Origin of the sequence: Luteimonas sp. BLCC-B24 (assembly GCF_028550595.1) — a bacterium.
In the GTDB taxonomy this organism is placed as follows: domain Bacteria; phylum Pseudomonadota; class Gammaproteobacteria; order Xanthomonadales; family Xanthomonadaceae; genus Luteimonas.
In genome coordinates, this window is the sequence record NZ_JAQQGN010000002.1 from 610,431 (window position 1) to 632,836 (window position 22,406).

The window sequence follows — 22,406 nt, forward strand, 5'->3', positions numbered from 1 at the left end:
CCGCGGCGCGACGCGATCGCGCGCGCGCAGGGCCGAGCGGTCAACCGGTGGCGTCGGCCGGCAACGCGCTGTCGACGCGTCGATACCAGCCGTCACCGATCGGATCGAAACGCGCGCAGCGCCGGATCGGCGCTTCATAGACGTGCAGCGACACCGCCACCGTCGCCGCGCTGGCATTGCGGATCGTGTGGTACTCGTGCGGCGGGATCAGACTGCCCGCGCTGCCTGCGCCGGCCTGCATGCCGGTCGCCGCCAGAAAGCGGAAGCGTTCCTCGTCGCGTTCCAGCAGGGCGTACTGGGCGATCTCGAGCGTGCCGCGCCAGATGCCCTCGACGCACCACAGCCCGTCATGGTCGTGAATCGGCGTGCCCTGGCCGGGCCCCCAGGTCATCGCGACGAGGCTGTAGCCGTGCACCGGGCTGCGATACAGCTCGCGGCGCGCGTAGTGGCCGTCGACCGGCGTGTGCACGCACGCGGGCAGTTGCACGACCGGATCGCGGATCGCCTCGCACATGGCATCGCGCAGCGCGGCCGTGACCGCATGCTCGTCACCGCGCAGCACGGCGGCGTCGAAGGCCGCGATCAGGCGATCGCGACCGGGAAACGCGACGTCGGGCAGGGTCGCGGTGTGAGGCTGGATCATGGGCCCAGTCTAGCCCGCGCGCTCCGCGCCTGCAGGCCGCGGCGCTACAGCGATGCCAGAAAGCCGCCGACGGCCGGGCCGAAGCGTTCGATGTCGACCAGGAACGCATCGTGGCCCTGCGGCGATTCGAGCGGCAGGAAGGCCGCGTCGACACCGCCCGCGCGCAGGCCCTCGGCGATCTGTTGCTGCTGCTGCAGCGGGAACAGGATGTCGGTCTGCACACCGATCGCGAGCGCACGTTCGATGGGCAGCGCCGCGAGTCCGGCTTCGGTGGAGCCGCCGATGCTGTCGCCGATGTCGAACCAGTCCATCGACCGGCTCAGATACAGATAACAGTTGGGATCGAAGCGACGGACGAAGCGCCGCGCATGGCCCTCGAGATAGCTTTCGACCTCGAACTCGAGGCCGAACGGATCCTCGTCGTCGCGCCGGTCCGATTCGAGACGCACGCGCCCGAAGCGCCCGTCCCATTCCAGGGCGGAGCGGTAGGTGATCACACCGAGCTTGCGCGCCATGCGCATGCCGCTTTCGGGATAGCGGCTGTCGTCGTAGTCGCCCCCGTTCCAGTGCGGATCGAGGCGGATGGCCTCGCGCTGCAGCGAGCGGATCGCGATCGAGAACGGCAGCGCGCGCGCAGCGCCGCAGATGTTGATGTGCGTGCGGGCGAGACCCGGATGCCGGGCCAGCAGCGACAGCGCGGTCATCCCGCCCATCGAGTTGCCGATCACGCAGGCCAGTCGCGTGATCCCGAGTGCACGCACCACGTGCGCGGCGGCATCGGCGCCGTCCTCGATCGACAGCTCCGGGAACGACAGGCGATACGGCGCGCCGGTCGCCGGATCGATCGATGCCGGCCCGGTCGAGCCCTTGCAACTGCCGAGCGAATTGACGCAGACCACGAACCAGCGATCGGTGTCGATCGGCTTGCCCGGCCCGAGCATCGGCTCCCACCAGCCCGGCGAGGGATCGTCTCCGGTAGACGCGGCATGGGCATCGGGCGACAGGCCGGTGACGATCAGGATCGCGTTGCCACGCGATGCCTCCAGCGTGCCCCAGGTTTCGAACGCGACGCGTGCGCCGTGCAGCGCGCCGCCGCGCTTCATCGGAAACGGCGAGGGCAGATCGACAAAGCGCGTGCCCGGTGGAATGAATTCGGTCATCGGCCAAGTGTAGCGACTGCGCCCGTCATGCCCGGGCGCATGGCGGGTGTCAGTCGCCGCGGATCAGCAGGTCGATCGTGTCCCGCGCCGGCAGCGCGACGCGGACAGACGTCGATTCGAGATCGCCGTCGGCGCGATCCGCACTGCCCGTGGCCGAGAGGCGCGCACTCACCTCGACCGCATCGAGCGTGGACAGGCGCTGCGTGGGCATCGGCGCATCGCCGTCGTCGAGCACGATCTCCAGCGGCCACGCACCCGGCGCATGGCGCTGCACCGCGACCGGCATCGGCGTGCCGTCGGTCGCGCGTGCGATCACGAACACCTGCGCGGTCGGGGGCATGCGCGCGAGCTGCGTGCGCGCCGCATCGTCGAGCTGCACGCGCACCCGCACTGCGTGGGACGCCGGAGGCGTCGCCGCGGCGTCGTCCGCCGACACCGGCAGGCCGGCCGCGGCGCGCGCCACGTCGATCTGCGCACGCAGCGTGGCCGCGGTGCCCGCATCGAGCTGGGCCAGCAGCGGAGTCCAGGTGTCGACCGCGCCGGCATCGTCACCGGCCTGGCGTTGCGCGATGCCCAGAAACCAGCGGGCGTGCTGGTGATCGGGCGTGCGTGCCAGCACTTCGCGCAGGATGCGCACGGCCTCGGCGTCGAAACGACGGTCGGGATCGGCGTGCGCACGCGCCTGGGCGTATTCGACCTGCAGGCCGTCGTCGTCCGGCAGCAAGCGCGCGGCGCGGCCGATGGCGTCGCGGGCGGCGTCCGGCCGCTCCAGACCGGCGTAGGCGCGGCCCAGCAGCAGCCAGCCTTCGGGCTGACGCGGGTCCCGTCGCAGGTCGTCTTCGAGACGGGTCACCGCCTCGGCGAGCGAATCGGGCGCACGGACTTCATCGGGATCCAGCGCCGCCGGCGTGCCGACGATCAGATACATCGCACCGACCAGCACCGGCACCAGCGCGCCCACGGCGAGTGCGACACGTGGCGCGCCACGGCGCAGGGCCGTGGTCAGCAGGGCGAGGGTCGCCAGGGTCATGCCGATCGCGACGAGGACGAACAGGGTCATCACCAGGCCTGGGTGTCGTCGGGAGGAAGCGCGGGCCCGCGCCGGCGCGCCGCGACGATGCGCGCGATCACCACGCCGCCCGCGCCCAGCACCAGCAGCGGCCCGAACCACAGCAGCCAGGTCGCGGGTTGCATGCGCGGCCGGTAGAGCACGAACTCGCCGTAGCGCGCGACCAGGTGGTCCTTGACCTCGGCATCGTCGAGCCCGCGGCGCATCAGGGTCAGTACTTCGCGGCGCAGGTCGTGGGCGATCTGCGCGTTCGAATCGGCCAGCGACTGGTTCTGGCACATCACGCAGCGCAGTTCCGAGACCAGGCGGTGGAAGCGGCGCTCCTCGGCGGCGCTGTCGAACTGCAACGGCGCCGCGTCCACCGCGACCTGGGCGCGCACGGCCTGCGGCCAGGCCAGGCACAGCAGCAGCGCGAGCAGCCACAGGCGCATCAGCGGGCCTCCAGCGCATCGATGCGCGGCATCAGCTGCGTGTGCAGGGTCTCGGGGCGCATCGGGCCGACGTGCTTCCAGACGACGACGCCGTCGGCATCGACGAGGAAGGTCTCCGGTGCGCCGTAGATGCCCCAGTCGATCGCGGCGTGGCCGTCGTAGTCCACCAGCACCAGCCAGTAGGGATTGCCGAACTGTTCCAGCCAGCGCAGCGCATCGGCGTGCTCGTCCTTCCAGTTGTAGCCGACCACGCGCACGCGGCGGGTCTTGGCGAACTCGCTGATCACCGCGTGTTCCTCGCGGCAGCCCGGGCACCAGCTGCCCCAGACGTTGAGCAGGTAGGGCTCGCCAAGGAGGTCGTCGGACGTGACCAGGCGTCCGGGCTCGTGCAGCACCGGCAGCCGGAACGCCGGTGCCGGCTTGCCGATCAAGGGCGAGGGCAGGGCGTCGCGGTCCGGATCGCGGCTCAGCCACACGCCGGCGGCGAGCAGCGCGACGATGCCGGCGAAGGCCACCAGCGGCAGCCAGCGGGCGCGCGAGGGGCGGGGCGCGGGCATGCTCACGTCTGCCCCCCGGTCGGCATGGCGCGCGGACGCCGGAAGCGGCGATCGGCCGCCGCGACGAACGCGCCCAGCGCCATCAGCAGCGCGCCGGCCCAGACCCAGCGCACGAACGGTTTGACGTGCACGCGCACCGCCCAGGCGCCGCCGCCCAGGGGTTCGCCGAGGGCGACGTAGACATCGCGGGTGACGCCCGGACGGATCGCGGTTTCGGTCATCACCTGGCCGCCACTGGCATAGGTGCGTTTCTCCGGATGCAGCGTCGTCAGCAGGCGGTCGTCGCGCAGCATGCGCACGGTGCCGCGGTCGGAGGTGTAGTTGGGGCCGTCATGGTGCGCGACGCCGTCGAGCACGAAGGCATCGCGCCCGAGCGTCAACGTCTGGCCCGGCTGCAGCGCCACCTCGCGCTGCACGTTCAGCGCCTCCACCAGCAGCGCGCCGGCCACGAACACCGCGATGCCGAAGTGCGCCAGCGCCATGCCGGCCATCTCCGCGGTGAAGCGTGCGCCGCCCGCGCGTGCCTGCACGCGGGTCCAGACGAAGCGCAACGTGCCCGCGCCCACCCACACCGCGCCGGCCACGCCCATGGCCACCTTCCACGGTCCCTGCGGCGCGACCACGAAGGCGAGCGCCGCGGCCGCCACGGCCAGCACCGCCCACGGCAGCAGCATGCGCAGCGGACGCGCGGCGTCCTCGTTCTGCCAGCGGGTCAGCGGGCCGAACGGGAGCAGCAGCACCAGCGGCGCCATCAGCAGCAGGAAGAGGACGCCGAAGTAGGGCGGGCCGACCGAGATCTTGCCCAGATCCAGCGCATCGGCCAGCAGCGGATACAGCGTGCCCAGCAGCACCATCGCGCAGGCCGCGACCAGCAGCAGGTTGTTGGCCAGCAGCAGCGTCTCGCGCGAGGTGGCGGTGAATGGCTTGCCGTCGCGGCCGTCGGGCGCACGCAGTGCGTACAGCAGCAGCGAACCGCCGACGACGATGCCGAGAAACACCAGGATGAACAGCCCGCGCGTCGGATCGGCGGCGAAGCTGTGCACGCTGGTCAGCACGCCCGAACGCACGAGGAACGCGCCGAGCAGCGACAGCGAAAAGGTCGCGATCGCGAGCAGCAGCGTCCAGCCGTGGAAACTGCCGCGCTTCTCGGTGACGGCCTGGGAATGGATCAGCGCCGCGCCGGCGAGCCACGGCATGAAGCTCGCGTTCTCGACCGGATCCCAGAACCACCAGCCGCCCCAGCCGAGTTCGTAGTAGGCCCACCATGAGCCCAGCGCGATGCCGATGGTCAGAAACGCCCAGGCGACGTTCGTCCACGGCCGCGTCCAGCGCAGCCAGTGCGCGTCGACCTTGCCGTCGAGCAAGGCCGCGATCGCGAACGCGAACGGCACGATGAAGCCCGAATAGCCAATGTAGAGCATCGGCGGATGGATGATCATCCCCGGGTCCTGCAGCAGGGGATTGAGATCCCTGCCTTCGATCGGCATCGGCAGGATGCGTTCGAACGGATTGCTGGTGAAGATCAGGAACGCGAGAAAGCCGAAGCTGACCGCGCCGAGGATGCCGAGCACACGCGCCAGCACCGCGTCGGGCAGCGAGCGCGACCGCCAGGCCACGGCCGCGTTCCAGCACGCGAGCACGAACACCCACAGCAGCAGCGAACCCTCGTGGCCCCCCCACACCGCGGTGAACCGGTAGACCATCGGCAACAGGGAATTCGAGTTCTCGGCGACGTAGCGCACCGAGAAGTCCTGCAGCACGAACGCCGCGGTCAGCAGGCCCCAGGCCGCGAACATCAGCAGCCACTGTGCGTAGGCCGCCGGACGCGCGCTGGCCATCCACGGCGCCAGGCCGCGCTGCGCGCCGAGCAGCGGCAGCAGGGTCTGCAGCAGCGACGCCACCAGCGCCAGCAGCAGCGCGATCTGGCCGAGTTCGGGCAGCATCAGCGGCCCAACGTTCCGGCCGGGCGGCGCAACACCTGCGTGCCCGTCACTGCGCTGCGCCCGTGTCGGCGGGTGTGCTCACGCCGTGGCGATCGTGGGCCAGGCCCATTTTGTCGGCGACTTCCTTGGGCACGTAGGTTTCGTCGTGGCGTGCCAGCACCTGGTCGGCGACGAACTCGCCGCCCTGCATGCGCCCGGTGGCCACGACGGCCTGGTGTTCACGGAACAGGTCCGGCAGCAGCCCGCTGTAGCGCACCGGCAGTTCGGCATCGCCGTCGGTGACCCGGAAGCGCGCTTCCATCGAGCCTTCGGCCCGGCTGAACGAGTCCCCGGCCACCATGCCGCCCAGCCGGAAGCGCGCCTGCCCCGAGGCCACGGCCTCGCCCGCGGCGCCACCCAGCACTTCAGCCGGGGTGTAGAGATAGGAGATGTTGCGCTGCAGGGCGAAGGCGATCAGGGTCATCGACAGCGCACTGGCCGCGACCAGGGCGACCACGAACCAGAGCCGGCGGCGGCGCACGGGGTTCATCGGCTGAGCTCCGCGTCGGCGGGTGCGAGCGCGGCGGCACGTCGGCGCGCCGCCAGCAACCGCGCCGCGCGCAGCGTCTGGGCGATGCGCACGCGCGGCGCGACGAAATCCCAGGCCAGCACGGCGACGAACACCGCGTAGGCGGCGACCACGTATTCGACGTAACTCATGCGGCTTCTCCCGTCGCCGGCTCGACCAGGCGCCGGACCCAGTCCTTGCCGGCCTCGCGGCGCAGATTGTCGGCACGTGCGCGCGCCAGCAGCGAGCCCACGAACCAGAACTTCGTCGCCACCACCATCCACAGCAGGGGCCAGGCCATGCTCGCATCGATCGTCGACTCGCCGAATACGCGGATCGTCTGGCCCTGGTGCAGCGAGTCCCACCACACCACCGAATAGCGGATCACCGGCAGCAGGGCGACGCCGACGATCGCCAGCAGCGAGGCAGCGCGCGCCGCCGCGCGTCGGTCCTCGATCGCGCCGTAGAGCCCGATCACGCCCAGATACAGAAACAGCAGGATCAGCTCGGTGGTCAGTCGCGGATCCCAGCTCCACCACGCGCCCCACATCGGCCGGCCCCAGATCGCGCCGGTCGCCAGCGTGATCACGGTGAACGCCGCCCCGATCGGCGCGCAGGCCATCGCCAGGATCTCGCACAGCTTGATCCGCCAGACCAGGGCGACGGCGGCATAGAGCGCCATGGCTGCGAACACGGCCAGACTCATCCACGCGCTCGGCACGTGGATGTAGAGGATGCGGAAGCTGTCGCCCTGCTGGTAGTCGGCCGGCACCACGAACAGCGCGCCGTAGAGGCCGACGGCCATCGTCAGCAGCGCCAGGCCATAGCCCCAGGGGGCCCATCGCCGTGCGAAGCGGTCGAAGACGGGGGGCGAACCGAGTTGGTGGAACCAGCGGACGATCGGATTCATTCGGCAATGCAGACAGGCGTGGCGGGCTGGCGGTTGCACGCACCTGCACGGGCAGGCGATTGCGGGGCGCGCTGTGTCACGTCGCGACGGGGCCCTCCAGACCCGTCGCGGGGCCGATCAATCGAGTGCGATGCGGATCGCGGCAGCGGCAGTCACCGGCGCCAGCACCAGCGCGGCGACCAGGCCTCCGGCCAGCAGCAGCAGGCCGCCGGACGGGTCGTGGCCCTGCGCCGCGATCGCGACGCTGCCGGCACCGAACACCAGCACCGGAACGTACAGGGGCAGGGCCAACAGCGCCAGCAGGATACCGGAACGCCGCATGCCGATGGTCAGCGCCGCGACCACCGCGCCGAGCAGGCTGAGCAGCGGCGTGCCCAGCGCCAGGCCGGCCAGCAGGACCGGCAGCTGCGCCGGCGGCAGACCGAGCAGGGTGGCCAGCAGCGGTGTCACCAGCAGCAGCGGCAGCGCGGTCGTCGCCCAGTGCGAGACGGTCCGTACCAGCACCAGCCAAGCCAGCGGCACCGGGGCGAGCATCCACTGCTCCAGCGAGCCGTCCTCGGCGTCGCCGCGGAACAGCGTATCCAGCGCGAGCAGGCCCGACAGCACCACCGCGACCCACAGCACACCGGGCGCGACCCGCGCCAGCGTCGCGGCCTCGTTGCCCAGCGCCAGTGCGAACAGCACGACCACCAGCAGAGCGAACAACGCCGGCTGCGCGGCATCGCCGCGGCGTCGCCAGAGCAGGTGCAGATCGCGCGCGAGCAGCGCCCGGGCGCTGCCGGCGAGTGTCGGCGCGACCGGGCTCATGCGGCCGCCCGCAGCCGCAGCTCGCGCGTGCGCACCGGCGGCGCGGCATACGCGCCGTGCGTGGTGACCAGCGCGGCCCCGCCGTCGTCGAGCTGGGCGCGGACCATGCGATTGACGAGGTTGATGCCCTGCAGGTCGAGATTCGCGTAGGGCTCGTCGAGCAGCCACAGCGGCGCCGGCGACATCCACAGCCGCGCCAGCGACAGGCGCTTGCGCTGGCCCGCCGACATCTGCCGCACGGGCAGATGCGCATGCGCCGACAGCCCGACGACCGCGAGTGCGCGCGCGCTGTCCTGATGCGCGCGACGCCCCTGCAGGCCGGCGAGGCACGCGAGATTCTGCTCGGCGTCGAGATCGGCCTTGAGGCCGGGCAGGTGGCCGAGATACGCCATGCTGCCGGCGCGCATCGCACGCGCGACCGGTGCGCCCTCCACCTCGACGCGTCCGGCACCGGCCTCGAGCAGACCGGCGAGCACACGCAGCAGGGTGGTTTTACCGGCGCCGTTGTCGCCGCTCACCAGCAGGGCCTCACCGGCCGCGACCTCGAAGTCGAGCGGGCCGAACACGGGACGCGTGTCGCGCTGGAAGCACAGGCCGCGGGCAGCGAGCAGCGGCGGGGTGGCGGTGGCGGACATGCGGCGGTGACGGCCCCGGAAACGGCGACCCGGTCGGCCGCGCCTGCATCTTAGGCGCTGACGGGAGCCGCGTCAGCGCAGCCAGTCGACGTCGCGGTCGCCTTCGAGTCCATCGGGTCGGCGCGCATCCATGCGTAGACGCACCGGACATTCGCGGCGCCACCACAGCGTGCCCAGCTGGCCGAAGCGCCGGGCCAGCGCGTCGAACGCCTCGACCGGCATGCCGAACACGATCCAGCTCGGCTCCCGCCAGCTGCGGTCGGCCGCGCTCGCGAACGCGGGAATGCAGGGCAGTCCGGTCGCGCCCAGTTCGGCTTCGAGTGCCTTGTCGGCGCGCCGGTTCTCGGTGGCGCTGCGCGGCACCGACAGCGGGTTCCATGCCGACAGCAGCCCGTAACTCGGGACGTCGGGATAGCGCAGGTCGAGCCCCGGCGTCGGCAGCCCGATGATCACGTCGTGCCAGTCCGACCGCGACTGCCAGCGATAGCGCGCGGCCAGATACGCGTGCAGCAGCGTGATCAGGCGGGCGTCGTCGATGGAATGCTGGTCGTTCATGCCTGCGGTTTATCCCCTGCGTCCACGTCCGTACACTCGTGGCCCCGTCTGTATCCCACGGAATGACACTCATGATCCGGACCAAGCTGCCCAAGGTCGGCACCACGATCTTCAGCGTGATGTCGCAGCTGGCAGCCGAGCACGGCGCCGTCAATCTCGGCCAGGGATTTCCCGACTTCGACGTGCCCCGTCGGCTGGTGGACGGACTGGCCGAGGCGATGCGCGCCGGCCACAACCAGTATGCGCCGATGACCGGCATTCCGGCGCTGCGCGAGGCGATCGCGGAAAAGACCATGCGGGTCTACGGTCACCTGCCCGACGCCGACGCCGAGGTCACGGTCACCAGCGGTGCCACCGAGGCGCTGTTCAACGCGATCCACGCAGTCGTGCGCGCCGGCGAGGAAGTCATCGTCTTCGACCCGGCCTACGACAGCTACGAGCCGGCGATCGAGCTCGCCGGCGCGGTCGCCGTGCACGTGCCACTCGATCCGCGCAGCTTCGCGGTGGACTGGGACCGCGTGCGCGATGCCGTCACGCCCAGAACCCGGATGCTGATCGTCAACAGCCCGCACAACCCGTCGGGTGCGATGTTCGGCGCCGACGACATCGCCGCGCTGGCCGAGCTGCTGCGCGGCACCGATATCGTGCTGCTGTCGGACGAAGTCTATGAACACATCGTGTTCGACGGCGCGCGGCACGAATCGATCCTGCGCCACCCCGAACTGCGCGAGCGTGCCTTCGTCGTGTCCAGCTTCGGCAAGACCTACCACTGCACCGGCTGGAAGCTCGGTTACTGCATCGCGCCGCCGGCACTGAGCGCCGAGTTCCGCAAGGTGCACCAGTACAACGTGTTCTGCACCTTCGCGCCGGCGCAGCATGCGTTCGCGGCGATGCTGCGCGAGGCGCCCGAGCACTACGAACAACTCGGTGCGTTCTACCAGGCCAAGCGCGATGCGTTCGCCGCGCAGCTGGCGACCACGCGGCTGGACCCGCTGCCGGTGCCCGGCGGCTATTTCCAGCTCGTGGACTACGCCGCGGTCAGCGATCTCGACGACGCCGCGTTCTGCCGCTGGCTGACCATCGAGAAGGGCGTGGCGGCGATTCCGCTGTCACCGTTCTATGCGCAACCGCCGGCCGGCCAGCGACTGGCCCGGCTGTGTTTCGCCAAGAACACGGCCACGCTCGACGCGGCCATCGCGCGTCTGCAGGCCCTGTAGCGGTACGCCTGCGACGATCGGTCGCAACCACCGCTTCAGGGGCGCGGTTCTACAATCGGAGGCGGCCGCGACGTGCGGTCGCTGCATCGGATCGTGCCGTGCGTCTGCTGTCCGCCTGCTGCCTCGTCCTGCTGCTCGTCGCGTGCGGCGCGCCGCCGCCGGGCCCGTATCACGGCACCGATCTCGGCGGCGTGTCCTATGGCCGCACGCTGGATCTCGAGGACGTGCAGGGACGGCCGGTCACGCTCGGCGATTTCCGCGGCGAGTACGTCCTGTTGTCCTTCGGGTACACGCACTGTCCCGAGGTGTGTCCGACCAGTCTGTTGAAGGCGACCCAGGTGCGGCGCGCGCTGGCCGATGACGTGCCGCTGCGCATCGTGTTCGTCACCGTCGATCCACGACGCGACACCGGCGAGATCCTCGCGGGCTACGTCGGTGCCTTCGGCCCGGACATCGTCGCGCTGCGTGGCGACGACATGCAGACGCGTCTGGTGGCGCAGGCCTTCCGGGTCACGTATCGCGAGGTGCCCACGAGCTCGTCGTATGCGATGGACCACACGATGGTGAACTACCTGATCGGTCCGGACGGCCGCCTCCGGCTCGCGTTCCAGTACGACCAGCCGGTGACGGAGATGGTCGAGGACATCCGCCATCTCGTCGGCGCGTCGCATGCGGACGGATGACCGCGGTCTCGGGGTTTCCCCGACTTGCGGCCGCGACGGATCGCAGCGTAGCCTCGCGAGCCGGGGGGATGGAACCGAAGGGAGTCAGGGACGGGATGAAGATTCGAGTGTTCATGGTCGACGACCATGCGCTGGTGCGCGCGGGGCTGCGCATGATTCTCGCCAACGAGGACGACATCGAAATCGTCGGTGAAGCCGACAGCGGCGAAATGGCGTTGCCGCAGATCCGCCGGCTCAAGCCCGATATCGTGCTCTGCGACCTGCATCTGCCGGGCATCAGCGGACTCGAGGTCACCGAACGCGTGGTGCGCGGTCAGGCCGAGACGCGGGTGATCGTCGTGTCCATCCTCGAAGACGGCCCGATGCCGCGGCGCATGATCGAAGCCGGCGCTTCGGGCTATGTCGGCAAGGGCGGTGATGCTCAGGAACTGGTGCGCGCGGTGCGCGATGTCGCGCGCGGCAAGCGCTATCTCGCCAGCACCATCGCGCAGAACCTGGCGCTGTCGGGCATCGGCGGCGACGGCACCCCCTTCGATGCGCTGTCGCCGCGCGAGCTCGAGGTCGCGATGCTGCTGGTCCAAGGCCTGCGTCAGGAAGACATCGCGCGGCGCCTGAGTCTCAGCGCCAAAACGGTCAATACCCACAAGTCGCGCTTGTTCACCAAATTGCAGATCCAGGACAGCATCGCGCTGGCCCGCATGGCCAGCCAGTACGGGGTGATGGCCCCCGACCAGACGGTCTGAGCACGGGCGGTCGACGGCGTTGAGGGCGGCAGTGGACCGGCGCATTCCGGCCCGGCCGGCGACTCCAGGGAATCGACGGTGAGCCAAAAAAAAACGCCCCGGCAGGACCGGGGCGTTTTCGCGAGCGTGTGCGTCAGGCGTCGCGTGCCGGCGGACGCGCGTCCGGTGCGGCATCGTCGGGCGTGTCGTCACCGGGTTCGGCACCGGCCTCACTGTCGGCGGTCGCGGGCGATGCGGACGCGTCGTCATCCGCGGTCATCGCCTCGGCCGCTGACGGCGCCGGGTGCGCGGGGGCGGACGAGGCGTCTGGCGCATCGAACAGACCCGGGGCGACCGGCGACGTACGCGGGGCCGCGGTGTCGGCCTCGGCGGGCTGCGCCTCGGTCACGGGCGCCTGCGTCACTGCAGCCTGCGTCGGTGCCGTCACCTCGGTTGCGGCGTCATCCGCAGGGCGGATGTCGGGCTGTGCCGGTGCGGTAGAAGGCGTGGACGGTTCGTCCGCTGCATTCGACGCGGCCGGCTCGACCCGCGACGCCGGGACGGCGTCGTGCCCCGGCTCCGCATTAGCCTGCGGCGCCGCTGCAGACGTGGCCGCGGAACGATCTGCCGCAGCCGCAGCCGCCACCATCGCGGGCGCCACGACGTCGGCGGCCTCGCGTGCCGGCGTGATCGCCTGGGGCTCGGTCGTGGTCGTCGTCGTGGTCGCGGTCGGCGACGCTGCCTGCTCGATGGCAGCCGGTTCGGACGCCGTGTCCCGGGCGTCGCCGCCTTCGGACACCGCTGCCGCTCCACCGGCCGCAGCGACCGATGCGGCGGGCACGGCACGCGCCGGCGTGGGCGCCGCCGTCACCGCAGGCGACGTGGCCGGCAGGTCGTCGAAATCGAACTCGGGCTGCGCCCGGCTCGACGGCATGATCCCGGACGGCTCGTCATCGCCATCGGCGTCGAGATCGGTCTGCGCGTCCTCGCCGGCTGCGCCGGTGTCGCCCTTGCCGCGACGGCGACGGCGGCCACCGCGACGTCCGCGACGGCGACGGCCGTTGCCGCCGGCCTCGTCGTCCCCGGCCTGCTCCTCGTCCAGGTCCGTGGACGCCACGGCCGGATTCGTTTCCGGCACCTCGGCGTGCACGTCATCGGCGACCGGCGACGGCGCTGCGATCGTCGGCGCAGCGACATCCGCACGCGGCGCGGGCGCGGCTGCAACGATGTCGGGCTGTTCGGCCGGCGCAGCCGCAGCCACGCCGACGGCGGCAGCTGCCGTCACGCTGGCGTCCGTCTCGCCCTCGGGCCGCGGCGCGCGCGGCGGTCGCGGCGCCTTCTGCTTCTGGCGACGCTCCTGCTGACGTTCGGGGGTGCGCTCCTTGCGCGCGTCCGGCGCGGCCTGCTCGCGGCGCGGGTCGCGCGGCGCGGCGGCCTGGTCCTCGCGCGGCGCGCCGGCCTTCGGCGCGCCGTCCTGGCGGTTGCCACGGCGGTCGCGGCGCTGACCGTTGCGGCCGCGGTCACCACGACCTTCGCTGCGCGCCTGACCGTCACGCGGCGCGTCCTGGCGCGTGCCGCCCTGCGAGGGACGCGGCGCCGGGGCGGCGGGGGCCTGCGGTGCGAACCACGCCTTCAGCCAGCCCATGAACCCCCCCGTCGGCGGGGCGGCCGCAGGTGCCTGCACGGGCGCGGGCGCGGCCGGCGCCGGGGCGGCCGCCACCGGCTCCGGACGCGGCTCGCGCACCGGGGCGGGCTGCGACGGCCGCACATTGGTGACCGCCGGCGGCGGCACGTTGAGGTTGTTCTTGCTCAGCGCGATCGTGGCCACGCGACGCGGCGTGCCGCGCTGGTAGCTCGGCCGGCTGGTCTCCTCGCCGAGTTCGTTCTCGCGCAGGCGCGACACCTCGTAGTGCGGGGTGTGCAGCTGCTCGTCGGCGACGATGATGATCGGCGCGTCGTGGCGCTTCTCGATCTCCGCCAGCGCACTGCGCTTCTCGTTGAGCAGGAAGTTGGCGATCTCGACCGGCGCCTGCACCAGCACCTGGCCGGTGTTGTCCTTCATCGCGTGCTCTTCGGCGACGCGGATGATCGACAGCGACAGCGACTCGATGCTGCGCATGCGGCCATGGCCGTCGCAGCGCGGGCAGACGATCTGGCTCGACTCGCCCAGGCTCGCGCGCAGGCGCTGGCGGCTCATCTCCAGCAGACCGAACTTCGAGATCCGGTTCTGCTGCACGCGCGCGCGGTCGTACTTGAGCGCGTTCTGCAGGCGGTTCTCGACGTCGCGCTGATGCTTGTTCGACGACATGTCGATGAAGTCGATCACCACCAGGCCACCGAGATCGCGCAGGCGCAGCTGGCGCGCCACTTCGTCGGCCGCCTCGAGGTTGGTGTTGAACGCGGTTTCCTCGATGTCGCCGCCCTTGGTCGCGCGCGCCGAGTTCACGTCGATCGCGGTCAGGGCCTCGGTCTGGTCGATGACCAGCGCGCCGCCGGAGGGCAGGCGCACGGTGCGCTCGTAGGCGCTCTCGATCTGCGACTCGATCTGGTAGCGGTTGAACAGCGGCACATCATCGGTGTAGTGCTTGAGCTTGCGCAGGTTGTGCGGCATCACCTGCTCGACGAAGTCACGCGCCTCGGCGTACATCTCCGGCGTGTCGATCAGGATCTCGCTGATGTCGGCGCGCATGTAGTCGCGCAGCGCCCGGGTGATCAGGCGTGATTCCTGGTAGATCAGGAACGGCGAGGGCTTGCTCAGCGCGGCCTCGGCGATCGCGCGCCAGATGGAGAGCAGGTAGTCGAGGTCCCACTGCAGTTCTTCGGCATCGCGACCGACACCGGCGGTGCGGATGATCACGCCCATCTCGTCGGGGATGGTCAACGCGTCCATCGCCTTCTTCAGCTCGGCGCGGTCCTCGCCCTCGATCCGGCGCGACACGCCGCCGGCGGTCGGCGAGTTCGGCATCAGCACCATGTAGCGGCCGGCCAGCGAGATGAACGTGGTCAGGGCGGCGCCCTTGTTGCCGCGCTCTTCCTTGTCGACCTGGACGACGACCTCCTGGCCCTCGCGCAGGAGTTCCTTGATCGAGCCCTTGTTCGGGTCGACGCCGGCCTGGAAATAGTCGCGGGAGACTTCCTTCAGCGGCAGGAAGCCGTGACGGGCGGCGCCGTACTCGACGAACGCGGCCTCGAGGGAGGGCTCGATGCGGGTGATGCGGCCCTTGTAGATGTTGGACTTCTTCTGTTCCCTCGACGGCTGCTCGATGTCGATGTCGTACAGGGTCTGGCCATCAACGATGGCGACGCGCAGTTCTTCTGCCTGCGTCGCGTTGATCAGCATGCGCTTCATGGTGGACGTTCCTTAACGCGCTCTCGCGCGCGGAACGCCGGGGCGTTTCGCCTGGATGCGGCCCGAGGCCGCCGCGCACGCGCAGCGGTCTTCCGGATTGTCCAGCGCTACGACACCACGGCGGGCCGCGGGAGCGCTCGTTGTTCTTAGGGTGGAGCGGGACCGCGGGCCGTGTCCGGCCGGTCGTTCGGACGGTCGGGCACGCCTCGCGGGACGTGTTCAGCGCCGATGCCAGGCATCGGGCGATAACCGGTACCGCCGTGCAGCCGCTAACATGGCCGCCCCTGGGGCGGTGGCCGCGCACTGTCCGGAGACCTTTGGAAGGCGGGCTTTTGGCCCGGGTTCTTCCAGAGAAATCAGCACCTTATATCGCGGCGCGAGTGTAGCAGATAAACCCCCAGATGACTGACAGCGGTTCCAATTCGACCGGCGGCGTGCGTCTGGTGCGCGTTCCCGATGACCGGGACGGCCAGCGCCTCGACAATTTCCTGCTCGGCCAGCTCAAGGGCGCGCCGCGCTCGATCGTCTACAAGATCGTGCGCAGCGGGCAGGTCCGGGTGAACGGGGGACGCGCCAAGGCCGAGCGCAAGCTCGAGGCCGGCGACGAGGTGCGGATTCCGCCGGTCCGGCTCGAGGCGCCGGGCGAGGGCGGCGTTCCGCCGAAGGGCCTGCTGGCGGCGATGGACGCGAGCATCGTGTTCGAGGATGCCCGCCTGCTGGCGATCAGCAAGCCGTCGGGCATCGCCAGCCACGGCGGCAGCGGCGTCAGTTTCGGGGTCATCGAAACCCTGCGCGCGCTGCGGCCGAACCAGTCGCTGGAACTGATTCACCGGCTCGACCGCGACACCTCGGGCCTGATGGTGCTGGCCAAGAAGCGCTCGGCGCTGACCCAGCTGCAGGCCCTGCTGCGCGAAGATCACGGCGCCGGCATCCGCAAGCGCTATCTCACGCTGCTGGCCGGACGCATGCCCGACGGGACCATGAGCGTGGACGCGCCGCTGCACGTCGGCCTGCGTCAGGGCGGGGAGCGCCACGTCCAGGTCAATCCGCAGGGCAAGGTCTCGCTGAGCCACTTCGGCGTGCTGGAGCGGCGGGGCGGCCAGTCCTACTGCGAGGTCCGGATCGAGACCGGCCGCACCCACCAGATCCGCGTCCATGCCCAGCACATCGGGCATCCGGTGGCCGGCGACGACAAGTACGGCGATGCCGAGACCAACCGGCGCCTGCGCGAACAGATCGGGCTCAAGCGCCTGTTCCTGCACGCCGCGTCGCTGGAATTCACCCTCGACGACGGCGAGGCCTACGTGCTCAACGCGCCGCTGGCCGAGGATCTGCGCGAGGCGCTCGACCGCCTGCGCTGAGCGGCGCGCTCAGGGACCGAGGCTGTAGTCCACCGGAATCCGCAAGGTGCCGGCCACGGGCGCGCCGTCGCGCCGGCCGGGGGCATAGGTCCACTGGCGCGCGGCGTCGATCGCGGCCGTGTCGAGGTCGTCGCGTCCACTGGAGGACTCGACCTGCACGTCCTGCAGCCGCCCGTCGGCATCCACACTGACGCGCAGTTGCACGGTGCCACCCGCGCCGGCGCGGAACGCGGCGAGCGGATAGACCGGCGTATGCAGGCGTTTGGAGCGGATGTCGACCGACGGGCCGAACGTCCCGGACGCGGGCTGGGCCGGCGCCTGCAGCGACACGATGCCCAGACACAGCGCCAGACCGGCGCGGGCATACGCCGGGCGCCGTCGGGTCATGCGACCAGCCGATCGGCCTTGGCCGCGCAGATGAAGTCGTTTTCCGACAGGCCGCCGACATCGTGGGTCGAATACCGCACGACGACGCGGTCGTAGTGCACGCCGAGATCGGGATGGTGGTCCTCGCGGTGGGCGACGAACGCCAGGGCATTCACGAAGGCCATGGTGCGGTGATAGTCGTCGAACCGGAACGTCCGCGTCAGTGCCTGGCCGTCTTCGGCCAGCGTCCAGCCCGGGACATCGGGCAGCAGTTCGCGGATGCGGGCTTCGGGCAGGCGGTGCTCGGCGCCCCGGCGGGGCAGGCAGTGGGCATCGGCGAGCGGGATCAGATCGGTCATGGTGGCTCCTTGCGGGCGTGTGCGGTATTCATGCGACAGACGGACAGGGCCACGTGCCGCCGCGCGGGGCCGGTAGAATACGCCGCATGATCAACATCTCCGAAACCGCCCAGGCCCACTTCCGCAAGCTGATCGAACGCGAAGCGACGCCGGGACTGGGTGTCCGGCTGTCGGCCGTGCACGCCGGGACCAGTCGCGCCGACGTGCGGCTCGAGTTCGCCGACAGCGGCGAGCTGCTCGGAGACGAATGGGCGATCGACTGCGAGGGCTTCACGCTGTGGCTCGACGCGCCCAGCGTGCCCTACCTCGACGGTGCGGACATCGACTACGAGGCGCGTGCGACCGGCGGGCAGTTGCAGATCCGCGCGCCCAAGATCAAGGGCGAGGCGCCCCCGGAGGCCGCCTCGCTGGTCGAGCGCGTGCGCTGGGTGGTCGAGAACGACGTCAATCCGCAGCTGGCCCAGCATCGCGGCCACGTGACCGTGCAGGAAGTGACGGCCGACGGGGTCGTCGTGCTGCGCTTCGGCGGCGGTTGCCACGGCTGCGGCCTGGTCGACGTGACCCTGAAGCAGGGCATCGAGAAGACCCTGATGGACAAGGTGCCCGGCGTGACCGCGGTGCGCGACGCGACCGATCACGACACCGGCGACGCGCCGTATATGCCGCGCGACGTCGCGTAACCGGCCACGACGACGGGCGGCCGCGAACGGATGTTCACTTCCGCTGACCTGATCGAGGTCCTGCGCCGCCGTCGGCGGCGTTCGATCCGGCCCGAAGCCGCCGTCGATGGCCTGCCACCCGGCTGGGCGGCATGGCTGTCGGCGATGCGCGTCCGTGCCGGCGCCGTGACCGGGGCGACCGCGGCGGCGATCGTCGGGATCCTCGCGGCCCGTCCACCGGTGCCGCGGACGCGTTTCCCGGTGCCTGCGACCCGGCTCCAGGCCTGGGCGGGACTCCGGCATCCGCTGTGGGAACCCCCGCCGCGCGATCAGCGCGGCCTGCGCCGCTGGTCGCTCGGGGCGTCACTGCTGGTCCAGGTCGTCTGGATCAGCCTGCTGTTCGGACTGATGAACGCACAGTTTCTCGCCGACGCGCCCTCGGCGCTGGGCGAGGAGCACGTGGTCCAGGCCGTGTTCATCGGCACGGGCACTCCGGACGCCGCAGGTGGTGGCGCGGCACCGGAGATGCCACAGCCGGAGGATGCCGGCGCTGCGACCCCGGCCGATGCCGGGCCGCCGCCGGTGGCGTCGGCATCGCCGGTGTCGGCGATCGACCCGCCTGCCGAGCCCGTGCCCGAGACGGCGGCCGCTCCTGATGGCGAGGCCGCCGCAGCGCAGGTGCTGCAGATCACCGATACCCCGATGCCCGACATCGACTTCACCCTGCCGCCGCCGCGACCGTCGACGGCCCTGCCCGAGGTCGCGGTGCGCGAGCGTGCGGTGGCCGGCGCGCCGATGCAGACGGTCGAGGTCCCCGTTCTGCGTGCGCCCACGCCGGTGGCCGCGCCGGTGCCGGTGCCGCCACGCGAGGTCCGGATCGAGGTGCGCGAGCGGGCAATGGCCGAGATCGCCGAACGCGCACCGGCGCCGGTGATCGCGCAGCGCGACATCACGCTCGAGGCGCCGGCCGCCCCGGCGCGGTCGACCCCCGACGTGGCCGCGCGGGAACGGACGGTGCCGCTGCGCGATCCAGCACCTTCGGCCGCACCCGCCGCACCCGCCGCGCCCGCGGCGTCCGCGGCGCCGTCGTCCACGGCGTCGACCGCGCCCGCGGCGCCGCAGCCCGGGCAGGGCGCGCGTACGCCGGCGCCGACGGCCGGCCGCGGTCCCACCGCGGGTGCGCCGCCCGGTGCGACGCCGTCGCCACGGGCGGCCGATGACTGGGGGGATGGCGCGCGCGCGCGCGATGGCGGTCAGCGCGGTACCCCCTCGGGCCTGCTCGGCGCGGACGGCCGGCCGCGTCTGGCCGACGGCGGCCGTGTGGGCGGCGGGCTTCCGCCGGGCACGATCACCGAGGATTTCGCGCGGATCGACCGTGAGGGCACCTGGTTGCGGCGCCCGCCTACCGATTACGAACCCACCAGCTTCGACCGCTTCTGGGTGCCGAGCGAGACCCTGCTCGAGGAATGGGTGCGGCGCAGCATCAAGACCGTGCTGATCCCGATTCCGGGCACCAGCAAGACCATCCGCTGCAATGTCGCGCTGCTCGCCTTCGGCGGCGGCTGCGGCATCACCGATCCGAACATGCAGGACGTCGAGACCGACGGGCGGCCGCCGCCCGACGTGCCGTGGAAACCGGAGTTGCAGGAAGACCAGGGCAGCCTGGGCAACTGAGTCCGGCGCATCGCGGCACGGACGTGGCCGGGTCCGGTCGTGCCTGCCCGCGCGCGTCCGCGGGCACCGTCGACCTGGCTCGATCGCCTCAAGCGGAGGTTCCGTGTTGTCGCGTGGCGTCGTCCCGTCGCGCCGCAAGATGGTGCACAAGCGCGTGTACGGGCAGACGTCGGGACCGGCCGGCACACACCACGACGCGCTCGCCGCGCCTGGTTCCATGCGATGGACCGCATCCGCCCCTGTACGTCTCGATCCGTCCGGCATGCGGACCCGATCCCGGCTTCTCGCGAACGCCGGGGTCCAGCGGCTGCGGGTTCAGGCGCGCGCAGGCGCGGGCGACGCGTCGCCCGGCTGCTGCGAGGTGCCCCGCGGTCGCGGGAACACGGGTGTGCGGTGGCGGTGGTCCGAAATGGATGCAACGCCCGTCCGCCCTGCATCGAAGGGAACGTGCGACGCACTGGCGACGCCGCGTACAGGCGCGCGGCGCAACCGGCGGTCTGCGCTGCGGCGCCGGTCGATCCGACGCACACCGGTCGAGACTCCGGGCGCGTGCAGCGCCCGGACCTGCGGGATCAGTTGTCGTGCGCGCCGCGCAGGTCGCGCAGCCGGCTCGGCTGCGCCGCGAAGTAGGCGGCGAGGTCGGCGATCTGCTGGTCGCTCAGGTCGGCGGCCTGTTGCGACATCAATGCATGCTCGCGGTCGCCGTCGCGATAGGCCTGCAGCGCATGCGCCAGGTAGTCGCGGTACTGGCCGCCAATCTTCGGATAGGTCGGATCGAGCGGCTCGTTGCCGCCGGCGCCGTGGCAGTCGATGCAGGTCTGCCCGGTCGCCGCGCTCTTGACGTTGGCCGCCTGCTCGCCGGCGTCGATGCGACCGGTCGGCAGACCGGCCGAGGACGTGGTCCGCATCGGCTGGGCATCGGGATCGTGCTCGGCGCCGCCGCAGGCGGCCAGCAGGCCGACCAGCACCACGGGCAGGAGACGGACGGACAATCGGATCGAGGCACCGGTCACGGGGTCAGCTCCGAAAGAAAGGCGGCGATGTCGGCGATGTCCTGGTCCGAGAAGCTCTTCGCCTGCGCCTCCATCGTCGGGTGCCGGCGCGTGCCCCGGCGGTATTCGTGCAGGGCGTTGACCAGGTATTCGCTGGACTGGCCGCCGATCTTGGGCACGTGATAGTGCGGGTAGACGTTGCGATAGCCGTCGATGCCATGGCAGCCCTGGCAGGTATAGGTCAACGTGCGCCCGGTCGCCGCATTGCCCGTCAGCGGGGCGTTGCCGCTTTCCGGCGCCGCGGCTTCCTGGGCGAGAACGGGCGGCGTCATCGCGCCGAGGGCAAGACAAACGGCTAGCAGCAACGGTCGCGTCATCGTGGTTTTCCGCAATCCTGGAGGGCTGGAACGTGGCGATCTGGGCGGCGTGATGGCGTGGGGAACCGGCCGGCTGCATGAACCGGCGCACAACCGGGCCAGTATAGCCACGCCGTCACGGCAAACCCAACGTGCGATACCCGGTGTGCATCGCCATCACCATGACCAATGGCGCATGAACCAGCAGTTCTGGTGATGTACCTTGCTACTACACCGTAGGGGCCTTTCGAATCCAATGTCCACACCGCATGCCATCGCGTCCGCGGGACGCGTTCTCACCGGCGCCGCTCTGCTCTCCGCCGCCCTCGTCCTGTCCGCCTGCAAGGGGGGAGGGGGAGACGCCCAGGCCAAGTCCGCGGACGAGGCGCAACCGCCCGTTCCGGTGGAAACGGAGCAGGTGACGCGGCGCAGCGTGGCCGCGAGCTGGGTGGGCACGGCGGCGCTCGAGGTGCCGCGCGGCGCCGACGTGGTCGCCAAGACCTCGGGCATCGCGCTCGACGTACTGGTGGAGGAGGGCGACCAGGTCCGCGCCGGCCAGCCCCTGGTGCGGCTCGATCCCGACCGCGCCCGCCTCGCGGTGCAGCAGAGCCGCGCGACGATGGGCAAGCTCGACAACAGCTACCGGCGCGCGCAGCAGCTGGTGGGCCAGCAGATGATCAGCGCAAACGATCTGGACCAGATCAAGTTCGACCTCGACAACGCCCGCGCCCAGCACGAGATGGCGCAGCTGGAACTCTCCTACACGACGGTCACCGCGCCGATCTCGGGCGTGATCTCGCAGCGCATGATCCGCACCGGCAATTTCGTGCAGATCAACACGCCGATCTTCAGCATCGTCGACAACGCCCGCATCGAGGCCACGCTCAATGTGCCCGAGCGGGAACTGCGCGTGCTCAAACGCGGCCAGCCGGTGCGGCTGAGCGTGGACGCCTTGCCGGGCGAAGTGTTCGAGGGCGTGGTCGAGCGTGTGGCGCCGGTGGTCGAATCGCGCAGCGGCACATTCCGGGTGGTCTGCGCGTTCGAAGGCAACGAGGCGCTGCGGCCGGGCATGTTCGGGCGCATCCGTATCGACTACGACCAGCGCGCCGACGCGCTGGTGATTCCGCGCAGCGCCCTGCTCGAGGACGGCGACGAGACCGCGGTATTCGTCGTGCGTGACGGCAAGGCGGTGCGCATGCCGGTCACGCTGGGCTATGTGGACGGCGCGCTGATCGAAGTGCGTGACGGCCTCGCCGAGGGCGACGCGGTGGTCACGGCCGGCAAGGTGGCCCTGCGCGAGGGCAGCGCGGTGCAGGTCGTCGGCGCCGATACGCCGGCCGCGACGCCCGAGCCGGCCGCACCGGCGGCCGACGCCGCCCAGGGTGACGCGCCGTAATGACGACCACGCCGA

General features: G+C 71.3%; 24 protein-coding genes. 7 read left to right on the forward strand and 17 right to left on the reverse strand.

From position 1 onward, the window contains the following. Window positions 1-40: 40 nt before the first annotated feature. The 12 genes from PQS31_RS07130 to PQS31_RS07185 all read right to left on the reverse strand — a co-directional run bounded on the left by PQS31_RS07130 (window position 41) and on the right by PQS31_RS07185 (window position 9,257). Window positions 41-643, reverse strand: coding sequence for a cysteine dioxygenase family protein (locus tag PQS31_RS07130; protein WP_272761964.1), 603 nt, complete (start codon window positions 641-643; stop codon window positions 41-43). 44 nt (window positions 644-687) lie between these two features. Continuing rightward, window positions 688-1,803, reverse strand: coding sequence for a homoserine O-acetyltransferase (locus PQS31_RS07135; protein ID WP_272761965.1), 1,116 nt, complete (start codon window positions 1,801-1,803; stop codon window positions 688-690). Window positions 1,804-1,852: 49 nt separating this feature from the next. Next, a complete protein-coding gene (locus tag PQS31_RS07140; protein ID WP_272761966.1) occupies window positions 1,853-2,863 on the reverse strand; it encodes a tetratricopeptide repeat protein in 1,011 nt (336 codons plus the stop codon). Next, entirely contained in the window at window positions 2,863-3,303 is a 441-nt protein-coding gene (locus tag PQS31_RS07145; protein WP_272761967.1) for a cytochrome c-type biogenesis protein, read from the reverse strand. Before PQS31_RS07145 ends, PQS31_RS07140 begins: the two co-directional genes overlap by 1 nt. Next, a complete protein-coding gene (locus PQS31_RS07150) occupies window positions 3,303-3,860 on the reverse strand; it encodes a DsbE family thiol:disulfide interchange protein (protein ID WP_272761968.1) in 558 nt (185 codons plus the stop codon). Before PQS31_RS07150 ends, PQS31_RS07145 begins: the two co-directional genes overlap by 1 nt. Window positions 3,861-3,862: 2 nt before the next feature. Beyond that, window positions 3,863-5,803 (reverse strand): heme lyase CcmF/NrfE family subunit, encoded by a 1,941-nt coding sequence (locus PQS31_RS07155; protein ID WP_272761969.1) that lies wholly within the window; start codon window positions 5,801-5,803, stop codon window positions 3,863-3,865. A 46-nt stretch (window positions 5,804-5,849) separates the two neighbouring features. Next, entirely contained in the window at window positions 5,850-6,332 is a 483-nt protein-coding gene (ccmE, locus tag PQS31_RS07160; RefSeq protein WP_272761970.1) for a cytochrome c maturation protein CcmE, read from the reverse strand. Then, window positions 6,329-6,502 carry a heme exporter protein CcmD gene (gene ccmD, locus PQS31_RS07165; protein WP_272761971.1) on the reverse strand — a complete coding sequence of 58 codons (174 nt, stop codon included), beginning with the start codon at window positions 6,500-6,502 and terminating at the stop codon, window positions 6,329-6,331. Before ccmD ends, ccmE begins: the two co-directional genes overlap by 4 nt. Next, a complete protein-coding gene (gene ccmC / locus PQS31_RS07170; RefSeq protein ID WP_272761973.1) occupies window positions 6,499-7,260 on the reverse strand; it encodes a heme ABC transporter permease CcmC in 762 nt (253 codons plus the stop codon). The genes ccmD and ccmC overlap by 4 nt, the downstream gene beginning before the upstream one ends. 117 nt (window positions 7,261-7,377) lie before the next feature. Further along, on the reverse strand, window positions 7,378-8,067 hold the full coding sequence (gene ccmB, locus PQS31_RS07175; RefSeq protein WP_272761974.1) for a heme exporter protein CcmB: 690 nt from the start codon (window positions 8,065-8,067) through the stop codon (window positions 7,378-7,380). Beyond that, window positions 8,064-8,702 carry a heme ABC exporter ATP-binding protein CcmA gene (ccmA, locus tag PQS31_RS07180; RefSeq protein ID WP_272761975.1) on the reverse strand — a complete coding sequence of 213 codons (639 nt, stop codon included), beginning with the start codon at window positions 8,700-8,702 and terminating at the stop codon, window positions 8,064-8,066. The genes ccmB and ccmA overlap by 4 nt, the downstream gene beginning before the upstream one ends. Window positions 8,703-8,774: 72 nt before the next feature. Next, a complete protein-coding gene (locus PQS31_RS07185; RefSeq protein WP_272761977.1) occupies window positions 8,775-9,257 on the reverse strand; it encodes a DUF3293 domain-containing protein in 483 nt (160 codons plus the stop codon). A 62-nt stretch (window positions 9,258-9,319) separates the two neighbouring features. Between PQS31_RS07185 and PQS31_RS07190 the strand changes: the two genes are divergently transcribed. The 3 genes from PQS31_RS07190 (at window position 9,320) to PQS31_RS07200 (ending at window position 11,900) form a co-directional block, all read left to right on the forward strand. Further along, window positions 9,320-10,474 carry a pyridoxal phosphate-dependent aminotransferase gene (locus PQS31_RS07190; protein ID WP_272761978.1) on the forward strand — a complete coding sequence of 385 codons (1,155 nt, stop codon included), beginning with the start codon at window positions 9,320-9,322 and terminating at the stop codon, window positions 10,472-10,474. Between the two features lie 98 nt (window positions 10,475-10,572). Further along, window positions 10,573-11,157 (forward strand): SCO family protein, encoded by a 585-nt coding sequence (locus PQS31_RS07195; protein WP_272761979.1) that lies wholly within the window; start codon window positions 10,573-10,575, stop codon window positions 11,155-11,157. A 95-nt stretch (window positions 11,158-11,252) separates the two neighbouring features. Next, on the forward strand, window positions 11,253-11,900 hold the full coding sequence (locus PQS31_RS07200; protein WP_272761980.1) for a response regulator: 648 nt from the start codon (window positions 11,253-11,255) through the stop codon (window positions 11,898-11,900). 133 nt (window positions 11,901-12,033) lie between these two features. On the opposite strand, the gene PQS31_RS07205 is transcribed toward PQS31_RS07200, so the two are convergent. Further along, the gene (locus tag PQS31_RS07205; RefSeq protein WP_272761981.1) at window positions 12,034-15,228 is read right to left on the reverse strand and encodes an Rne/Rng family ribonuclease; all 3,195 of its coding nucleotides are present in this window, start codon (window positions 15,226-15,228) and stop codon (window positions 12,034-12,036) included. A 401-nt stretch (window positions 15,229-15,629) separates the two neighbouring features. Between PQS31_RS07205 and PQS31_RS07210 the strand changes: the two genes are divergently transcribed. Next, window positions 15,630-16,589, forward strand: coding sequence for an RluA family pseudouridine synthase (locus PQS31_RS07210; protein ID WP_272761982.1), 960 nt, complete (start codon window positions 15,630-15,632; stop codon window positions 16,587-16,589). Between the two features lie 9 nt (window positions 16,590-16,598). Here PQS31_RS07210 and PQS31_RS07215 read toward each other — a convergent pair whose 3' ends face one another. Together PQS31_RS07215 and PQS31_RS07220 are read right to left on the reverse strand one after the other, a co-directional pair. Then, complete coding sequence (locus PQS31_RS07215; protein ID WP_272761983.1) at window positions 16,599-16,976, reverse strand: energy transducer TonB; 378 nt, start codon at window positions 16,974-16,976, stop codon at window positions 16,599-16,601. Then, a complete protein-coding gene (locus PQS31_RS07220) occupies window positions 16,973-17,314 on the reverse strand; it encodes a 4a-hydroxytetrahydrobiopterin dehydratase (RefSeq protein ID WP_272761984.1) in 342 nt (113 codons plus the stop codon). Before PQS31_RS07220 ends, PQS31_RS07215 begins: the two co-directional genes overlap by 4 nt. Before the next feature lie 86 nt (window positions 17,315-17,400). Here PQS31_RS07220 and PQS31_RS07225 point away from each other — a divergent pair, with 86 nt between their 5' ends. Both PQS31_RS07225 and PQS31_RS07230 read left to right on the forward strand, forming a co-directional pair. Next, a complete protein-coding gene (locus PQS31_RS07225; RefSeq protein ID WP_272761985.1) occupies window positions 17,401-17,994 on the forward strand; it encodes an NfuA family Fe-S biogenesis protein in 594 nt (197 codons plus the stop codon). Window positions 17,995-18,024: 30 nt separating this feature from the next. Continuing rightward, entirely contained in the window at window positions 18,025-19,647 is a 1,623-nt protein-coding gene (locus PQS31_RS07230; protein WP_272761986.1) for a hypothetical protein, read from the forward strand. Window positions 19,648-20,219: 572 nt separating this feature from the next. On the opposite strand, the gene PQS31_RS07235 is transcribed toward PQS31_RS07230, so the two are convergent. Both PQS31_RS07235 and PQS31_RS07240 read right to left on the reverse strand, forming a co-directional pair. Further along, window positions 20,220-20,555: a cytochrome c gene (locus PQS31_RS07235; protein WP_272762136.1), complete on the reverse strand. Its 336-nt coding sequence runs from the start codon at window positions 20,553-20,555 to the stop codon at window positions 20,220-20,222. A 101-nt stretch (window positions 20,556-20,656) separates the two neighbouring features. Beyond that, on the reverse strand, window positions 20,657-20,971 hold the full coding sequence (locus PQS31_RS07240; RefSeq protein ID WP_272762137.1) for a cytochrome c: 315 nt from the start codon (window positions 20,969-20,971) through the stop codon (window positions 20,657-20,659). 280 nt (window positions 20,972-21,251) lie between these two features. On the opposite strand from PQS31_RS07240, the gene PQS31_RS07245 reads away from it, so the two are divergent. Further along, window positions 21,252-22,391 carry an efflux RND transporter periplasmic adaptor subunit gene (locus PQS31_RS07245; RefSeq protein WP_272761987.1) on the forward strand — a complete coding sequence of 380 codons (1,140 nt, stop codon included), beginning with the start codon at window positions 21,252-21,254 and terminating at the stop codon, window positions 22,389-22,391. The last annotated feature ends 15 nt before the right edge of the window (window positions 22,392-22,406 follow it).